General features: G+C 50.0%; 11 protein-coding genes, 10 tRNA genes and 3 rRNA genes. 1 reads left to right on the plus strand and 23 read right to left on the minus strand.

Annotated elements, in window-relative coordinates:
• Positions 1-98: 98 nt before the first annotated feature.
• The 16 genes from LACPH_RS11885 to hslO form a co-directional block, all read right to left on the minus strand.
• Positions 99-172, minus strand: a tRNA-Pro gene (locus tag LACPH_RS11885).
• Positions 173-176: 4 nt separating this feature from the next.
• A tRNA-Gly gene (locus LACPH_RS11890) sits at positions 177-248 on the minus strand.
• A 53-nt stretch (positions 249-301) separates the two neighbouring features.
• Positions 302-375 (minus strand) — tRNA-Arg (locus LACPH_RS11895).
• Positions 376-385: 10 nt separating this feature from the next.
• Positions 386-471, minus strand: a tRNA-Leu gene (locus LACPH_RS11900).
• An 11-nt stretch (positions 472-482) separates the two neighbouring features.
• Positions 483-554 (minus strand) — tRNA-Gly (locus LACPH_RS11905).
• 69 nt (positions 555-623) lie between these two features.
• Positions 624-706: transfer RNA gene (locus LACPH_RS11910), tRNA-Leu, on the minus strand.
• A gap of 15 nt (positions 707-721) precedes the next feature.
• Positions 722-794: transfer RNA gene (locus LACPH_RS11915), tRNA-Lys, on the minus strand.
• Between the two features lie 2 nt (positions 795-796).
• Positions 797-869: transfer RNA gene (locus tag LACPH_RS11920), tRNA-Val, on the minus strand.
• 8 nt (positions 870-877) lie between these two features.
• Positions 878-994: ribosomal RNA gene (gene rrf / locus LACPH_RS11925) — 5S ribosomal RNA — on the minus strand.
• Positions 995-1,193: 199 nt separating this feature from the next.
• Positions 1,194-4,111, minus strand: a 23S ribosomal RNA gene (locus tag LACPH_RS11930).
• Positions 4,112-4,272: 161 nt separating this feature from the next.
• Positions 4,273-4,345: transfer RNA gene (locus LACPH_RS11935), tRNA-Ala, on the minus strand.
• Positions 4,346-4,379: 34 nt separating this feature from the next.
• A tRNA-Ile gene (locus tag LACPH_RS11940) sits at positions 4,380-4,453 on the minus strand.
• 90 nt (positions 4,454-4,543) lie between these two features.
• A 16S ribosomal RNA gene (locus LACPH_RS11945) occupies positions 4,544-6,113 on the minus strand.
• The 16S, 23S and 5S rRNA genes sit together here with 10 tRNA genes alongside, the layout of an rRNA operon.
• Positions 6,114-6,529: 416 nt before the next feature.
• The gene (lysS, locus tag LACPH_RS11950) at positions 6,530-8,029 is read right to left on the minus strand and encodes a lysine--tRNA ligase (RefSeq protein WP_274785054.1); all 1,500 of its coding nucleotides are present in this window, start codon (positions 8,027-8,029) and stop codon (positions 6,530-6,532) included.
• Between the two features lie 148 nt (positions 8,030-8,177).
• Positions 8,178-9,179 carry a tRNA dihydrouridine synthase DusB gene (dusB, locus tag LACPH_RS11955; protein WP_049170387.1) on the minus strand — a complete coding sequence of 334 codons (1,002 nt, stop codon included), beginning with the start codon at positions 9,177-9,179 and terminating at the stop codon, positions 8,178-8,180.
• A 62-nt stretch (positions 9,180-9,241) separates the two neighbouring features.
• On the minus strand, positions 9,242-10,126 hold the full coding sequence (gene hslO, locus LACPH_RS11960) for an Hsp33 family molecular chaperone HslO (RefSeq protein ID WP_274785055.1): 885 nt from the start codon (positions 10,124-10,126) through the stop codon (positions 9,242-9,244).
• Positions 10,127-10,395: 269 nt separating this feature from the next.
• Between hslO and LACPH_RS11965 the strand changes: the two genes are divergently transcribed.
• Positions 10,396-11,031, plus strand: a complete 636-nt coding sequence (locus tag LACPH_RS11965; protein WP_306387034.1) for an NADPH-dependent FMN reductase — start codon at positions 10,396-10,398, stop codon at positions 11,029-11,031.
• Between the two features lie 82 nt (positions 11,032-11,113).
• Here LACPH_RS11965 and ftsH read toward each other — a convergent pair whose 3' ends face one another.
• The 7 genes from ftsH to LACPH_RS12000 all read right to left on the minus strand — a co-directional run bounded on the left by ftsH (position 11,114) and on the right by LACPH_RS12000 (position 18,309).
• Entirely contained in the window at positions 11,114-13,261 is a 2,148-nt protein-coding gene (ftsH, locus tag LACPH_RS11970) for an ATP-dependent zinc metalloprotease FtsH (protein ID WP_306387035.1), read from the minus strand.
• Positions 13,262-13,322: 61 nt separating this feature from the next.
• Complete coding sequence (hpt, locus tag LACPH_RS11975) at positions 13,323-13,868, minus strand: hypoxanthine phosphoribosyltransferase (RefSeq protein WP_087912839.1); 546 nt, start codon at positions 13,866-13,868, stop codon at positions 13,323-13,325.
• Positions 13,868-15,175, minus strand: a complete 1,308-nt coding sequence (gene tilS / locus LACPH_RS11980; protein ID WP_274785058.1) for a tRNA lysidine(34) synthetase TilS — start codon at positions 15,173-15,175, stop codon at positions 13,868-13,870. Before tilS ends, hpt begins: the two co-directional genes overlap by 1 nt.
• A 103-nt stretch (positions 15,176-15,278) precedes the next feature.
• Entirely contained in the window at positions 15,279-15,764 is a 486-nt protein-coding gene (locus tag LACPH_RS11985; protein WP_274785059.1) for a S1 domain-containing RNA-binding protein, read from the minus strand.
• A gap of 208 nt (positions 15,765-15,972) precedes the next feature.
• Positions 15,973-16,374, minus strand: coding sequence for an FtsB family cell division protein (locus LACPH_RS11990; RefSeq protein ID WP_025013382.1), 402 nt, complete (start codon positions 16,372-16,374; stop codon positions 15,973-15,975).
• 92 nt (positions 16,375-16,466) lie between these two features.
• Positions 16,467-16,730 (minus strand): RNA-binding S4 domain-containing protein, encoded by a 264-nt coding sequence (locus tag LACPH_RS11995; protein ID WP_010491289.1) that lies wholly within the window; start codon positions 16,728-16,730, stop codon positions 16,467-16,469.
• Between the two features lie 4 nt (positions 16,731-16,734).
• Positions 16,735-18,309: a putative polysaccharide biosynthesis protein gene (locus LACPH_RS12000; RefSeq protein ID WP_274785060.1), complete on the minus strand. Its 1,575-nt coding sequence runs from the start codon at positions 18,307-18,309 to the stop codon at positions 16,735-16,737.
• Positions 18,310-18,376: the final 67 nt, after the last annotated feature.

The raw sequence follows: 18,376 nt of genomic DNA on the forward strand, positions 1-18,376 counted from the left end.
AATCTTGACTATTACACATTATACTGGCATTGGTCAGTTTATACAAATTTCTGCATTTGAAAACGAAAAAAGGACCACGATTTTTCGTGATCCAAGAATCGGGAAGACAAGATTCGAACTTGCGACCCCTACGTCCCGAACGTAGTGCTCTACCAAGCTGAGCTACTTCCCGGTAAAGCGGAAGACGGGATTCGAACCCGCGACCCCCACCATGGCAAGGTGATGTTCTACCACTGAACTACTTCCGCATACCGCATATTAAATTGATCGGCGCCAGCTTAGCTTCATAGGCGATCGACGATGCACCCAGTAGGAGTCGAACCTACAACCTTCTGATTCGTAGTCAGACACTCTATCCAGTTGCGCTATGGGTGCTTCAACAAAATGCCGAGGACCGGGATCGAACCGGTACGGTCATCACTGACCGCAGGATTTTAAGTCCTGTGCGTCTGCCAATTCCGCCACCCCGGCATAAAGTGAAAAGCGGAAGACGGGATTCGAACCCGCGACCCCCACCATGGCAAGGTGATGTTCTACCACTGAACTACTTCCGCATATCAAACCTATTCAATTATGACCGAGGAGCGGCCTTCAAAGACCCGAGCATTCCGTTCAAGATACGATGCGGGTGAAGGGACTCGAACCCCCACGGTCAAAAACCACTAGAACCTAAATCTAGCGCGTCTGCCAGTTCCGCCACACCCGCAAAAGGTGGGTTAAATGAGCCGTGACAGGCTCGAACTGTCGACCCACTGATTAAAAGTCAGTTGCTCTACCAACTGAGCTAACGGCTCAATGGAGGATACAGGGCTCGAACCTGTGACCCTCTGCTTGTAAGGCAGACGCTCTCCCAACTGAGCTAATCCTCCATATGTAAGCGTGGCAGCTTCCTACCCTCGCAGGCAGTTTCCCACCAACTACTCTCGGCGTGAAGAAGCTTAACTTCTGTGTTCGGCATGGGAACAGGTGTATCCTTCTTGCTATCGCCACCACACTTATGAGAACTTTGCGCTCTCAAAACTGGCTATCATTGTTGCTGGTTTGCTTTGCTGAGAATCGGCGTATTTCATCGAAACGCGTTCGCAGTCGCAGAAACCTCCTCATAAGGACCCTGAGTCCATTGGCCAAAACCCGGCCAACGAACTCAGGCCCGCTTATGCTCCGGTTCCTAAGCGCTCCTGCTCACGCTCTACTTGGTTAAGTCCTCGACCGATTAGTACTGGTCCGCTCCATGCATCGCTGCACTTCCACTTCCAGCCTATCTACCTGATCATCTCTCAGGGGTCTTACTTCCATATAGGAATGGGAAATCTCATCTCGAGGGGGGCTTCACACTTAGATGCTTTCAGCGTTTATCCCTTCCGTTCATAGCTACCCAGCGATGCGCCTGGCGGCACAACTGGTACACCAGCGGAACGTCCATCCCGGTCCTCTCGTACTAAGGACAGCTCCTCTCAAATTTCCTGCGCCCGCGACGGATAGGGACCGAACTGTCTCACGACGTTCTGAACCCAGCTCGCGTACCGCTTTAATGGGCGAACAGCCCAACCCTTGGGACCGACTACAGCCCCAGGATGCGATGAGCCGACATCGAGGTGCCAAACCTCCCCGTCGATGTGGACTCTTGGGGGAGATAAGCCTGTTATCCCCAGGGTAGCTTTTATCCGTTGAGCGATGGCCCTTCCATACGGAACCACCGGATCACTAAGCCCGACTTTCGTCCCTGCTCGACTTGTCAGTCTCGCAGTCAAGCTCCCTTCTACCTTTACACTCTGCGAATGATTTCCAACCATTCTGAGGGAACCTTTGGGCGCCTCCGTTACATTTTAGGAGGCGACCGCCCCAGTCAAACTGCCTACCTGACACTGTCTCCCGCCACGATTAGTGGCGCGGGTTAGAGTGTTCATACAGCTAGGGTAGTATCCCACCAACGCCTCCATCGAAACTAGCGTTCCGATCTCTACGGCTCCTACCTATCCTGTACAAGCGGTACCAACACTCAATATCAAGCTACAGTAAAGCTCCATGGGGTCTTTCCGTCCTGTCGCGGGTAACCCGCATCTTCACGGGTACTATAATTTCACCGAGTCTCTCGTTGAGACAGTGCCCAAATCATTACGCCTTTCGTGCGGGTCGGAACTTACCCGACAAGGAATTTCGCTACCTTAGGACCGTTATAGTTACGGCCGCCGTTTACTGGGGCTTCAATTCTGGGCTTCGCTTGCGCTAACTCATCCTCTTAACCTTCCAGCACCGGGCAGGCGTCAGCCCCTATACATCATCTTTCGATTTAGCAGAGACCTGTGTTTTTGATAAACAGTTGTTTGGGCCTATTCACTGCGGCTGACCTTGCGGTCAGCACCCCTTCTTCCGAAGTTACGGGGTCATTTTGCCGAGTTCCTTAACGAGAGTTCGCTCGCTCACCTGAGGATACTCTCCTCGACTACCTGTGTCGGTTTGCGGTACGGGTAGTTTATTTCTCACTAGAAGCTTTTCTTGGCAGTGTGACATCAGGAACTTCGCTACTTTAATTTCGCTCCCCATCACCGCTTGTCCTTATGGTCGCAAGCATTTCACTCGCCACCAGACTTGCGGCTTGGACGCACTTTTCCAGCCGTGCGCTTTCCTTAGCCTCCTGCGTCCCTCCATCGCTTAAACAAAATAAACTAGTGCAGGAATCTCAACCTGCTTGTCATCGACTACGCCTTGCGGCCTCGCCTTAGATCCCGACTAACCCTGGGAGGACGAGCCTTCCCCAGGAAACCTTAGTCATACGGTGGATCAGATTCTCACTGATCTTTCGCTACTCATGCCGGCATTCTCACTTCTAAGCGCTCCAGCCGTCCTCACGATCGACCTTCAACGCCCTTAGAACGCTCTCCTACCGCGCACCCTGACGGGTGCACCCACAGTTTCGGTATTATGCTTAGCCCCGGTATATTTTCGGCGCAGTGCCACTCGACTAGTGAGCTATTACGCACTCTTTAAATGGTGGCTGCTTCTGAGCCAACATCCTAGTTGTCTGTGCAACGCCACATCCTTTTCCACTTAGCATAAATTTAGGGACCTTAACTGGTGATCTGGGCTGTTCCCCTTTCGACAATGGACCTTATCGCTCACTGTCTGACTCCCGGAGTAAGATCGATGGTATTCGGAGTTTATCTGAATTCAGTAACCCTTGATGGGCCCCTAGTTCAAACAGTGCTCTACCTCCATGATCCATCCTCCGAGGCTAACCCTAAAGCTATTTCGGAGAGAACCAGCTATCTCCAAGTTCGTTTGGAATTTCACCGCTACCCACAACTCATCCCAGCATTTTTCAACATACATGGGTTCGGTCCTCCAGTGTGTTTCACCACACCTTCAACCTGGTCATGGGTAGGTCACTTGGTTTCGGGTCTACATCTGCCTACTCATTCGCCCTGTTCAGACTCGCTTTCGCTCCGGCTCCGACTTTTCATCTTAACCTCGCAGGCAAACGTAACTCGCCGGTTCATTCTACAAAAGGCACGCCATTACCCTTTAACGGGCTTTGACTAATTGTAGGCACACGGTTTCAGGAACTGTTTCACTCCCCTTCCGGGGTGCTTTTCACCTTTCCCTCACGGTACTGGTTCACTATCGGTCACTAGGGAGTATTTAGCCTTGGGAGATGGTCCTCCCGGATTCCGACGGAATTTCACGTGTTCCGCCGTACTCAGGATCCTGGACGGAGGGTCCGCCGTTTCGCTTACAGGGCTTTCACCTTCTATGGCGCAGCTTTCCAGCTGACTTCGACTACGTCGAACTTTGGTAACTCCAATGTCCAGTCCTACAACCCCGAGAAGCAAGCTTCTCGGTTTGGGCTCTTCCCACTTCGCTCGCCGCTACTATGGGAATCGAGTTTTCTTTCTCTTCCTGCGGGTACTGAGATGTTTCAGTTCCCCGCGTCTGCCGCCGACAAGCTATGAATTCACTTGCAGGCAATACACTGATGTGTACTGGGTTCCCCCATTCGGAAATCTCCGGATCAAAGCTTACTTATAGCTCCCCGAAGCATATCGGTATTAGTTCCGTCCTTCATCGGCTCCTAGTGCCAAGGCATCCACCGTGCGCCCTTTGTAACTTAACCTGTACTGACTTGCGTCAGCGGTTATGCGATGCGAATTTCTAAATTAGAAACTCATACAAATACGCTGTGTTCTCGGCAATTTAAAACATTTACAACAATGATATCCAGTTTTCAAAGAACAAAGTCGCCGACTTGCGTCGGTGAATTGGCCTGACGGCCAATGGAGGATAACGGGATCGAACCGATGACCTCCTGCTTGCAAAGCAGGCGCTCTCCCAGCTGAGCTAATCCCCCATAAGGGTTGTTCAATTAACAAGCGAACGCTTGATGGGCCTAGATGGACTTGAACCATCGACCTCACGCTTATCAAGCGTGCGCTCTAACCAACTGAGCTATAGGCCCGATAGGCGTAAAAAGAGAGGTCGTCCTCTCAAAACTAAACAAAGTTTCGTGTGTGCAGGTTTCCGTCAGACTTAAAGTCTGTTTCCTTAGAAAGGAGGTGATCCAGCCGCAGGTTCTCCTACGGCTACCTTGTTACGACTTCACCCTAATCATTTGTCCCACCTTAGACGGCTCGCTCCCTAAAAGGGTTACGCCACCGGCTTCGGGTGTTACAAACTCTCATGGTGTGACGGGCGGTGTGTACAAGGCCCGGGAACGTATTCACCGCGGCGTGCTGATCCGCGATTACTAGCGATTCCGACTTCGTGTAGGCGAGTTGCAGCCTACAGTCCGAACTGAGAATGGCTTTAAGAGATTAGCTTGACCTCGCGGTCTCGCAACTCGTTGTACCATCCATTGTAGCACGTGTGTAGCCCAGGTCATAAGGGGCATGATGATTTGACGTCATCCCCACCTTCCTCCGGTTTGTCACCGGCAGTCTTACTAGAGTGCCCAACTGAATGCTGGCAACTAGTCATAAGGGTTGCGCTCGTTGCGGGACTTAACCCAACATCTCACGACACGAGCTGACGACAACCATGCACCACCTGTCATTTTGCCCCCGAAGGGGAAACCTGATCTCTCAGGTGATCAAAAGATGTCAAGACCTGGTAAGGTTCTTCGCGTTGCTTCGAATTAAACCACATGCTCCACCGCTTGTGCGGGCCCCCGTCAATTCCTTTGAGTTTCAACCTTGCGGTCGTACTCCCCAGGCGGAATGCTTAATGCGTTAGCTGCGGCACTGAAGGGCGGAAACCCTCCAACACCTAGCATTCATCGTTTACGGCATGGACTACCAGGGTATCTAATCCTGTTCGCTACCCATGCTTTCGAGCCTCAGCGTCAGTTACAGACCAGACAGCCGCCTTCGCCACTGGTGTTCTTCCATATATCTACGCATTTCACCGCTACACATGGAGTTCCACTGTCCTCTTCTGCACTCAAGTTTCCCAGTTTCCGATGCGCTTCCTCGGTTAAGCCGAGGGCTTTCACATCAGACTTAAAAAACCGCCTGCGCTCGCTTTACGCCCAATAAATCCGGATAACGCTTGCCACCTACGTATTACCGCGGCTGCTGGCACGTAGTTAGCCGTGGCTTTCTGGTTGGATACCGTCACGCCGACAACAGTTACTCTGCCGACCATTCTTCTCCAACAACAGAGTTTTACGACCCGAAAGCCTTCTTCACTCACGCGGCGTTGCTCCATCAGACTTGCGTCCATTGTGGAAGATTCCCTACTGCTGCCTCCCGTAGGAGTTTGGGCCGTGTCTCAGTCCCAATGTGGCCGATCAACCTCTCAGTTCGGCTACGTATCATCGCCTTGGTGAGCCGTTACCTCACCAACTAGCTAATACGCCGCGGGTCCATCCAAAAGCGATAGCTTGCGCCATCTTTCAGCCAAGAACCATGCGGTTCTTGGATTTATGCGGTATTAGCATCTGTTTCCAAATGTTATCCCCCACTTAAGGGCAGGTTACCCACGTGTTACTCACCCGTCCGCCACTCGTTTTAAGTTGAATCACAGTGCAAGCACCGTTCATCGACCAAAACTCGTTCGACTTGCATGTATTAGGCACGCCGCCAGCGTTCATCCTGAGCCAGGATCAAACTCTCATATAAATATGAGCTGTTCGAATAGCTCGATTTGTTGTTCTAGCGAATTGACTTCGCAAATGTTACTTTTTGCCTCGATACCGAAGTATCAAGGACCCTGCACATTTAAACGAAACTTTGTTCAGTTTTCAAAGGACGACCTTGTCAAAAGACAACTTTGATATATTATCACAGGCAAGCAATACCTGTCAATAACTTTTTCTGATGCTTTGAAGCACATCAGCGTTGCTCATTTACGACGCTTATTATCATACCAACGGTTTGCGCCATCGTCAACAACTTTTTTAAATAAAAATACTATCCGGATATTATGTGTGCCATTTATGATTTTCATTCGTGAATAAGCCTATAATAAACTTACTCACAGCGCAATCTTTCGGAAAACAAAAAGTGCCGCCAAAATGGCGACACATAAGTTTAGGTTATGGGCGCAATGTCGGGAACAAAAGGACATCGCGAATTGAAGGCGCATCTGTCAACAGCATGACAAGACGATCGATACCGATGCCTAAGCCACCGGTTGGCGGCATGCCGTATTCCAATGCCTCAACATAATCATCATCGATACCTTGCGCTTCCTCATTGCCTGCGTTCTTTTCTGCTGCCTGGGCTTCAAACCGTTGGCGCTGGTCAATTGGATCGTTTAATTCGGTGAAGGCATTGGCGTATTCGCCACCGCCGACGAAAAGTTCGAACCGCTCGACAAAGCGGGGATCCTTAGGGTTTTTCTTTGCGAGAGGGGACACTTCGATTGGATGCCCGGTAATGAAAGTCGGTTGAATCAGCGTTGATTCAACGAACTGGTCAAAGAAGGCACTGATAATGTGACCGACCTTCCAATAAGGCTCGTAATGGACATCATGTTCGTCTGCCAACTTGCGCGCATCATCAACGCTCATTTCCGGCCAAAAGTCCACGCCGGTTTTGTCTTTAATGGCATCGACCATGTTAATGCGGGCAAACGGCGCATCTAGGTCGATGTCCATTCCCTGATACGTTAATTTACCGGAATCAAGAACCTTGTGGGCAGCAAATCGAAAAATGCCTTCAGTTTCAGTCATGACATCGGTCAAGTCCCAATAGGCTGCGTAGGTTTCAAGCTCGGTGAATTCCGGATTATGTTTGGTATCAATGCCTTCATTACGGAAAACCCGACCAATTTCGTAAACTCGTTCCATCCCACCGACAATGAGCCGCTTCAGATGTAGTTCAAGCGCGATTCGTAGATAAAGATCGATATCCAGTGCATTGTGATGCGTGATGAACGGACGGGCATTGGCGCCACCGGCTTGGTTATGCAACACCGGCGTCTCGACTTCAAGGAAGCCGTGGTTATCTAAATATTCACGAACAGCACTCACAATTTTGGTCCGTTTAACAAACCGGTCAAAACTGTCAGGGTTGGAAATAAGATCCAAATAACGTTTGCGGTACTTCTGCTCAACATCCGTCAAACCATGCCACTTGTCCGGTAATGGGCGTAATGCTTTAGCCAAGTGGGTAACGTGGTTGGCTTTGACCGTCAGCTCGCCGGAATCGGTTTTCATGACTTCGCCACTGATACCAAGAATGTCGCCAAGATCGGCCTTCTTGAAAATCATGTAGTTCTCATCGCCGACAACATCTTTACGAACGTAGATCTGCATTTTGCCACTACGATCACGGATATCTGCAAATCCGACTTTACCCTTGCCACGTTTGGACATCATGCGTCCTGCGATCGTCACTTTCGGTTTTTCTTCAAGCAACGTTTCCTTGTCGTCTTCACCGAAGTCTTCGCGCACTTGCGCTGCCGAGTGGGTTCGATCAAACCGATGACCGAATGGATCAATCCCTGCTTCGCGCAAGGCTTCCATCTTTTCCCGCCGCGCGATCATCTGATCGTTCATTTCTGGTTGCTGTCCGTTTTCCTTAGCCAACACATGTTCCTCCGTTCCAATTTATAGCACTCTTTGATGATGACAATTTTACTGCGAAAAAGCAACCTTCTAAGCATTAAAAGACGCTCTCAATGATTGATTGGCCAACAAATCATCGCAGAACGTCTTTTTCGTCTAAAGCTCTAGTAAGTTAATGACTGCGCTGACGCTCGCGGGCGCGCGCTTCGGTCTGCTCAACAAAATCGTCAAAAATATGATTTACTTCAGCTTGCGTATCAACCATGTTAACGGCTGCTTTGGTCTTCGCTGAACGCGGGATGCCTTTCAAATAATAAGCTGCCTGCATCCGGAATTCGCGCACGGCCTGATGCTCACCGTGTAAGTCAACCAGCCGTTGTAGCTGTAACTTGGCAGTTGCAATTTTTTCCCGTGGTGTCGGTTCCGGGATCAACTCGCCGTCATCCAGATATGCTGCCATCTGTTTCAAGACCCAAGGATTCCCTAACGCTGCGCGACCGACCATCACGGCATCGGCACCGACTTCTTCAAGCATGCGTTTGGCATCTTGAGGTGTCCGTACATCGCCGTTGCCCATAAACGGGATCGTCAGATGTTGCTTAACTTCTTTTAAAATATTCCAATCCGCATGTCCGGAATAAAGCTGCTTACGCGTACGACCATGCATCGCCAGCGCTGCTGCACCACCACGCTCGGCCGCCAGCGCATTTTGAACCGCATAAATGTGGTCTTCATCCCAGCCGGTTCGCATCTTGACGGTGACCGGCTTGGAAACGGCATCGGTGACTGCCGCAACCATTTCATAAACCTTTTCCGGGTCCAGCAACCAATGAGCACCTGCGTCAGTTTTAGTGACTTTAGGAACTGGGCAGCCCATATTAATGTCAATAATATCAGCCGCGGTATTTTGGTCGATGAATTTCGCCGCATTAACTAAGGTTTCTTTGGTCCCACCAAAAATCTGAATCGAAATTGGATGTTCCCGCGGATCCACAAACATCATACTCAACGTTTTCTTATTCTTGTACATAATTCCACGGTCACTGATCATTTCGCACACAACCAGACCCGCACCGAATTCTTTGGCGGTTACCCGAAAGGCCGCATTGGTAACCCCGGCCATCGGGGCAACAACGAGTCGATTGGGAATTTCAACATTGGCAATATGCCACATACAAGCCACCTCTTTCTTGCTTTCGCGATGCTAACTTTACTTAAAATAAGCAAAAATCGCAACTATTCGTGTCGGGCTATTAATGCTTCAAGATCCGCAACGCTGTAATGATACTGATTACCGCAAAACTTGCAGGTCGTCTCCGCACCGCCATCTTCATCAATCATTTCCTGTAATTGTTCATGCGGCAAGGTTGCCATGATATCGCCAAAATGGGCTTTAGAACAATTACATGCAAACCGCAGTGACTGGGTATCCAGGAATTGCACCGGTGCATCCCCAGCGATACGTTGAATAATTTGCTCTGGTGTCAGGCCGCTTTTTAAAAGTTCCGACACAAGCGGCAATGTTTTGACGTTGGCTTCCAGTGCGGACAATTCTGCATCATCGGCCCCCGGCAACGCCTGTAGCATGAAGCCGCCAGCGACCTGAATCGAGTTGTCGGCGTTGACGAAAACGGATAATCCCACTGCGGCAGGAATTTGTTCGGATTTTGCCAGATAATACGTGAAATCCTCGGCTAATTCACCTGATACCAGCGGCACTTGGCCGGTAAATGGTTCACCGATCCCGATATCTTTGGTGACTGCAAGCATGCCATGTTTACCGACAGCACGGGCGACGTCGATTTTTCCGACAAGGTTGAGCGGCAAATTGACGTGCGGCTCTTGCACATAGCCGCGAACCGTGCCGATCTCTGTGCCATCGGTGATGATAGAACCAACCGGGCCATCTCCCTTAATGCGCACTGTTAGCATGTCATCACGGTTTTTTAATCCAGAAGCGGACAATAACGCCGTTGCAACCAGCGTCCGCCCCAGTGCCGCCGACGCCGCACTCCAGGTATCATGACGGCGTTGCGCCTCGCGTACTGTCTCCGTCGCATCGACAGCGAAAATTCGAAAATGGGTATCACGCGACAATGCGCTCGCGATATAGTCACTCATGTTGGGTCCTCTTTTCTGAAAGTTAAACGTGGCTATTCTACCAAAATTGTGCGCTATTGAAAAGTCAGTGTACTCATCAGTATGCCCGATTGAAGCCCAACGGCACCATTTAAGTCAAAGTAGGTTTCGGGTTTACACGATTTTCCCAATTGGCGATGCCTATGCGCACTATGTCAATCTTCATCACGAAAATTGCGCCGAATGCCTTCTTGATTTCGAAAAACGCGTAAAATAAAATTATTAATTAACTTGGAAAGGACTTGGTATTTTTGATCAGTCATATCGGCGTTATCCTAGGTACAACTCGAAAAAATGCGCTAGGTGCCCGTATTTTCAATTATTTAAAACAAGCATTTCCCGACACATCAGAGGTTCATTACACGTGGCTTGATCTTCGGGATTATCCGTTGCCACTTTATGACCATCCCGAAACGCCACTCGAAGATCCGATCCAAGAGCTAACCCCAATCGAAACAAAATGGTTAACTGCGGTGGCCAACCAGGATGGTTACGTGATATTAACGCCAGAATACGATCACGCGCTACCCGGCGGTTTGAAAAATGCCTTGGATCTAATCGGTCCGGAAGTTGCGTATAAGCCGGTTCAAATCATTGGGTATTCGCATTTTTCTGATGGCGGGATGCTGGCAGCAGCCAGTTTAGTGCCGATTTTACAAATGCTGAAAATGATCGTTCTGCCCACCCCGACGTTACTTTGGTCGGCCGATCCTTGTTTTGACGAAAACGGGCAGATCAATTCCGCTGCCGAGAACAGCCAGCATTTTGCCCGCCGCTTGCACGAGACGATGCACGATATTGGCTTTTACACACGCCTACTTAAGGAACACCCGTACCAACCACTAGGCAGCGAGACTGCAGCTAACCAAACCTCGGCAACAAAGTGACTCAAACCACAGCTGACCTCTGGAATTTTTCATGATAATGCGTAACAAAAAAACACCACCAACTTGGGCGGTGTTTTTTTTGTTACGCTTGCGGATCCTGATGTTCATTGTTGTCTGAAGAACCGCTGTCAGCCGACGTATCATCTGGCTTTTCAACGCCGCCTGTATCATCATCCTGGCTGGCCTGATCTTGACTTGCCTGGGAATCAGATTCGGACTTGGCGTTGGCTTCTTCGTCTGCTTGCTTTTCTTTATCCTTATGCTCAAGTGCTGCTTTGGATTGTTCGAAAGTAGCTGCCTTTTCGCTTGGAAATTCGTCTTGATCGCGTTCTGGCATCTTGCCATCGTTGAACAAGCTGAGGATTTCCTTTTCGTTCAACGTTTCGTACTTGAGCAAGGCTTCGGCAATTAGCTTATGCTGCTGACGGTGGGCCTGAATAATCTCGTAAGCCTGCTTATGGGCTTCGTCAATGATCCGCCGCACTTCATCATCAATCGCTGTTGCTGTCGTCTCAGAATAAGGTGGTGTCTGGCCATACTGAGCACCAAGGAATGGCTGGCCCTCGGTTTCGAGTTGAACCGTTCCCAGGCGATCGGACATCCCGTACTGAGTGACCATGCTCCGGGCAATTTGGGTTGCCTGTTCAAAGTCATTGGACGCTCCGGTGGATTCGACCCCGAAGATAATTTCTTCGGCGGTCCGACCACCAAGTAAGCCGACAATCTGTTCGGTCAATTCTTTCTTGGTCAGCAAGAATTGATCATCTTTTGGCAGCATAATCGCATATCCGCCAGCACGACCCCGCGGAATAATCGTGACTTTACGCACAGTTCGCGAGTCGCTTAAGACCAGACCGACAATTGCGTGCCCCGCTTCGTGGAAGGCCACCATGTTGCGTTCTTTTGGACTGATGACCCTGTCTTTCTTCGCCGGACCGGCAATGACTCGATCTTCCGCTTCATCCACATCGGCAGCATCAATGGCTTTCTTGCTTCGTCTTGCAGCAACCAAGGCCGCTTCATTCAGCAGGTTTTCCAAATCAGCCCCGACAAAACCAGGCGTTTGCCGCGCAATTTCTTTAAGGTCAACATTCGGCGCAAGCGGCTTGTTCTTCGCGTGCACTTTCAAAATCGCTTCACGGCCCTTAACATCCGGACGGCCAACCAGAATCTTCCGGTCAAATCGGCCTGGACGCAGCAACGCCGGATCAAGGACATCAGAACGGTTGGTTGCGGCAATGACAATCACGCCTTCATTACCGGTAAACCCGTCCATTTCAACCAGCAACTGGTTCAATGTCTGCTCACGTTCGTCATGGCCGCCGCCCATTCCGGCACCACGCTGACGACCAACCGCATCAATTTCATCGATGAAGATGATCGAAGGCGCTGCTTTTTTGGCTTGGTCAAAAAGATCACGAACACGGGAAGCCCCGACACCCACGAACATTTCAACGAAGTCAGAACCGGAAATCGAGAAGAACGGTACACCGGCTTCACCGGCAACCGCCTTGGCTAGCAAGGTTTTACCAGTACCAGGAGGACCCTCAAGCAGCACACCGGCTGGAATGCGGGCACCCAATGCCGAGAACTTCCGCGGATCTTTTAGGAACTCAACCACTTCAACCAGTTCCTGCTTCTCTTCTTCGGCACCGGCAACATCGGAGAACCGCACTTTGTTGGCATTTTTATCTGCCTGCTTAGCGCGTGATTTGCCAAAACTCATGACCCGACCAGAGCCGCCGCCTTGGCCAGCCTGATTCATCATCATATAGAAGAAGATCATCATGATGACAATCGGCACGACCGTGATCAGTAAGCTAAACCAGACCCCGGACTGTGATTCTTCCTTGGTATCCGTTTTAACATTGTTAGCACTGGTCATCTTCTGAATCTGGCTCAAAGTCGCGTCGTTCGTCGGAATATAGGTGGAGAACTTCGTCACCTTGGTCGTCTGATTGCCAAATAAACTCAGTGAATTATTCGCACCGGAAGACTTCTGGGCCTTCTTATATTCACCGCTGACTTTGTAGACGCCGCCAGATGGCTGGAGCGAATAACTCTTGACATTGTCCTTCTTTAATTCGGACATGAAGGTGCTTGTTTCAATTTCTTGGGACGATGTTGTCCCATTATCGCGCATATAATACGCAAAACCGGTGACCAGCAGCACAAAAATGATGATATACGTTAGTGTGCTACTGAACAGGCCGTTTTGTTTTTTCTTCATTTAGAACCTCCGGCAACATTCAATTAGTACCTTATATACTACCACAAACACGGCGCACAGATTAAGATTTTGCCGCGTAGACTTCTGGTTTTAATACCCCAATATAAGGCAAATTACGATAACGTTCTGCGTAATCCAAACCATAACCGACCACAAACTCATTAGGCACCGTGGTTCCCACGTAATCTGCCTGAACATCGACCACGCGTCCCTCCGGCTTGTCCATCAAGGCGCAAATCCGCACAGACTTCGCTTTACGGGTTTTAAAGATATCGGTTAAGTATTTCAGGGTTCGACCGGTATCGACAATATCTTCTACGATCAAAACGTTCCGATCCTTCACACTTGCATCAAGATCCTTGATAATCTTGACTTCGCCGCTAGATTCGGTCGCGTCACCGTAGCTAGACACATCCATAAAGTCAAGTTCCATATAGTCATCAATCTCACGGACAAGATCAGTCATGAACATAATGGCACCTTTTAAGATGCACACCACTAAGGGATTTTTCCCTGCGTAATCGCGCTTGAGTTCAGCGCCGAGCCGCGCCGTGATGGCATGGATGTCGTCTTGAGAGTACAACACCTTTAAAATATCGGGATTCATCATCTATCCTCACTTCTGTCAACATCTGGCGAGTGCACCAGTACAACATGGAGTATATCAGTTTGAGCTGGGGGCGACAATCGTTCTAAAGGCTGACCTTCAATCCAAAAAACCTGATGGTCCTGCGCCAATAAAAGTAATTGATCGCGTTGACTTGCTGGCACTTTTTCATTAATAAAAAACCGCCGCAATTTCTGGGTCACGCCATTGGGCAGCCGAACTTGATCACCGGCTTGACGGGTACGCAATGTCACCGGCAACCGCACCTGTACCGGCACGCCTTCGCAATGCAATGCCGCTGTTTGTAAACTAAACGTTCCACGCGGGGTTTTCACAGTCTGCCCAATCTGCGTAAACGTCACTGGGGTCATTGCCGGTTGCAAAACTAGCTCCCTGATCCGGCCGTTCTGAACGACAATGCTAACGCCGGCGCCAAGGTCAAAGTGGTGTTCATTTTGAGCAAACAAATGGTGCATAACCTCTGGCAGTAGTTTTTCGTCAACTTCGGGCTGCCACTGACGCAACATCCTTTTTAAAAGCACAAACTGCACCGCTTTTGGCAGACGCGTCGCTACTTGCCAGTCAATCGTCACCGGATCCACTTGCAACCGCTGCTGCCATCGATTGACTTCAGCATCTGCCAGTGCCAGCATCCCTGCCTGCTCCACCGTAAACCGTTGAATGTGCGCCAACAATTGCGGATTTTGCTTCTTATAGGCGGGAATAACCTCGTGGCGCAATTGATTGCGAGCATAACGGGTATCGTTATTCGAGGCATCATCACGAAATTCAATGTCGTGCGCCTGAGCATATGCCCGAAGCGCGGCCTTACTATAACCTAACAAGGGGCGAACCAACCGTTTCCCATGCCACGACTGATCTGCCCGAATGCCAACCAGCGCGGCCGGATCACCGGAACGCCCTAGCCGAAACAAGACTGTTTCAAGTTGGTCATCGGCATGATGGGCAGTCATGACCACGGTCGCATGCTGTGTCTCGGCACTTGCAGCCAAAAACTCATAGCGTGCCTGACGCGCCGCCGCTTCGTTCGCAGTATCCGTCGACTCGCGGTGCCAAACACCGGTGACAACGGGAACATGATACTGCGCTGCAGCCGCCACCACAAATGCTTGTTCCTGGCGACTTTCCGGCCGCAAGCGGTGATCAAAAGTGGCCACAATTACATCCAGATCCGGTGCCCGAACCGCCAGATCCAACAGCACCATTGAGTCAACGCCGCCGGAAACGGCCACAAGCACACGGGTATGCGGTGCGAAACCGAATGTTTGAAAAAGTTTCGGGCTCATACGTCTCCTCCACGTTAACCTCGTTTCAGCATTAAGTCAGTCAAAAAAGGCAATCCAAGAAAATAGGCCCAGAACAAATCATAATTTGTCCCAGACCCGATTTCTAACTGCGCCGACCGCCTCGGCCGCCGCGTTTGCCTTCGGTATTACGACGAAGAACACTTAACCGATCTTCGCTTTCTTTCAAATAACCGGACATCATCGCGTCAAAATCACCTTTAGCCGGTTGTTGGGCTTTATGACCAAAGTGATTGCCACCATTGCGGGTACCACCCTGGAACCGATTATTGCCCGGATGCGCTGATGGCGCGTGCCGGCCTTCATGATGATTATTCTCATGTTCACGCTGTTGCGGCTTATCAACCGCTTTCCGGATAGACAGGCCAATCTTACCATCTTGGATCGAAAGAACTTTAACCGTCACCGGTTCGCCAACATGCAACACATCATGAATGTCTTTGACATAAGCATCAGAGACCTCGCTGATATGCACCAATCCGGTTTTCCCATCGCCTAACTCAACGAATGCACCGAATTTCGTGATCCCGGTGACCTTACCAGTCACTTTCGTACCAACTTCAACTGCCATAAAAAAAGAAGTCCTCCTAATTAAATGTGTCTATAAGTATAGCATGGGTAACAAGACACGCAAGCAGCGCGTGAACCTGTCACAATCAAAACTGTATGCCACTCGCGCACGCTTCAAGCATACCACTCAATCACAAACCAACAAACTACCGAAACCTGACAACATCCATTCGCCGACACAAAAGCTGCGCCAATCAGGGCCAAAAAGCTCATTGACTGACGTTCAGATTCGGAATCTTATTGGCTTTATCCGGCAAGTTGAAAATCACCTCACCGGGTTTTGAATACAGATATTTCTCCCGAATCAATTTGGCCGTGTAGTCATCATTGTGGAGCTGATCAACCTGGACTTTAAGTGCGGCTTTGTTGGCCTTTAGTTTATCCAAGTTAGCCTTGGCTTTCGTCACGGCATGATTGGTTTCACCCAGTGTCATTTGCGTCCGAACCACACTAAAGCCCCCCAGACCCAAAATTACCACCATCAGAATCAGCAAATTCCGAATGCGTTTCATATGTACCGCGTGTGCCCGGGACTTGGGCGCACGCTGCTTTTTTGCTGTGTGTTCACGCGTATACGCATTATTTAATTGACTGATATTATTCTTTGCCATCTGATCGCACCCTCGTTTTCACCAGCCACGTGTTACGACTTCAGTAAGTCAAGTATAACAAATCAAAGGGGCTACAGACCAACAAATCCGCATTAAAATGTTTCTTTATAATTTTCTTTCAGCACCGTGTACATGTCTGCCGCATCGTTTTTCTTGGTTGTTTCGACCAAATCATCGGCGCGCACCGTCAGTGTTTTGTTGCCAAAGTTAATGACCAGCGTGTCGCCTACACTGACGTCGCTACTGGATTTGGCCACTTTACCATTAATCGTGATGCGTCCTTTGTCGGCAATCTCTTTTGCCACGGTGCGTCGTTTGATAATTCGGGAAACTTTGAGAAACTTGTCTAACCGCATATCTTTACCTCGCTTTTATTTTTCGTACAAATTTTAAATACTTTTTACCGCCGGGCAGATCAAGCATTTCGCGCAACGTCAAAAGTTTGAACCAGGTACCTGTCAGTAAAAAGACGATGACGCCGAGAACCACGCCTAATAAGGTAACACCAAGCGCAACCAGCCGTGAGCTCAGCGGAATCCACCCAACTGCCAGGTAAACCGCCAACACCATGAGACCGGTCACCGCAAGCAATTTTGGCACAAACAGCCGCAGCGCACTTCTGCCCTTGATCGTCTCAGGAACGGCATAATAAATCAAGCAAAGGATCGCGCCCAATGCCAGAATTGTCGCACCACTGGCGCCGGCCGTCCCAAACCGGGCAACCAGCGGCTGGTTAATCCCGGCCTTGATCAAAATACCGATCAGCAGCGCCACGCTAATGCCCTTATACCGATCCAAGCTCTGCAAGATGGCGTTATACGCATTAATCATGGCAACAACGGCAATCGCAATGGCATACAGTTGTAAAACAAATGCGCCGGCGGTATCGCCAAAAAGCAATAAATCAATTGCCGGCATCAAAACAACCAACCCGGAAGTCGCCGCAAGTGCAAAAGCCAAATTAAAATGCACCAATTCTGCGCCACGTTGAATGAATTGCCGACGTTGCTGTAGCTGGCGCGCCTGGGTCAGACTAGGCAGCAAAGTTGTGGACAGTGAAGCCGCCACCACAAGCCCTAGCTGGACAAGGGGTTGGCCACGGTCATAGATCCCTTTTAAACTTTTGGCCGTTGCCATGGCAATACCGGAACTGGTCAAGCCTTTTGTCACTGTGAAGCTGTCAACCAGTTGTAACAAAATCAACAGTGCGGCATACAGTGTAATCGCGCCGCCTTCCCTGACGAAGCGACTAATCAGGTGGGCATATGCCTGAACGCCAGGAAAACGAAAGCGGCGGCGACCAAAAATCCGGTGATACGGCCGCCACAATGTCAGCACTGCTGCCAAGCCGCCAAAAAAGGCCCCGCTCATGGCAATAGCCCCCATCTGGTAGACACTCCAATGATATTGGACGAACCACCATGCGGCTAGTAAAATCACGCCAACCCGAACAATCTGCTCAACCACTTGGCTCGTGGCCGTTTTCACCATATCAAAAGTGCCTTGAAAATAACCGCGTCCCGTCGCCAAAACCGGCATCGTCAGGAACATAAACGCCACGATTTGGATTAACGGTAACAATTCGGGATCAGCCATCGCGCGGGCAATTTCCTGACCAAAAAATTCAAGCCCCAAAAACAACGCCCACGAAACCCAGTTCAAAATCACGTTGCTCTGGTGAGCCACCGTTAACTTTGCTTCGTCACCGTCAGCTTCCGCGACAAGTTTGGAAATATAAACCGGAAATCCGGACAACGCAAACGTCATCCCTAGCCCGTAGATAGGGTAGATTTGCTGATAGGCGTAAAATCCCGTGTCGCCAACCATATTCTGAAATGGCACCCGGTAAACTGCGCTGAGGATCTTGGCAATCAGCGAACTGAGGCTCAAGATCCATGCACCGCGCATTAAATACTTCATTTGTTGATTATGCATGGTGGTCTCCTGTTAACATGGTCACAGCTGACCGCTCGATTCGCGAAACCCTTGCTGGCCAATCATA

Origin of the sequence: Lacticaseibacillus parahuelsenbergensis, assembly GCF_030770265.1 — a bacterium.
Classification (GTDB): Bacteria; Bacillota; Bacilli; order Lactobacillales; family Lactobacillaceae; genus Lacticaseibacillus; species Lacticaseibacillus casei.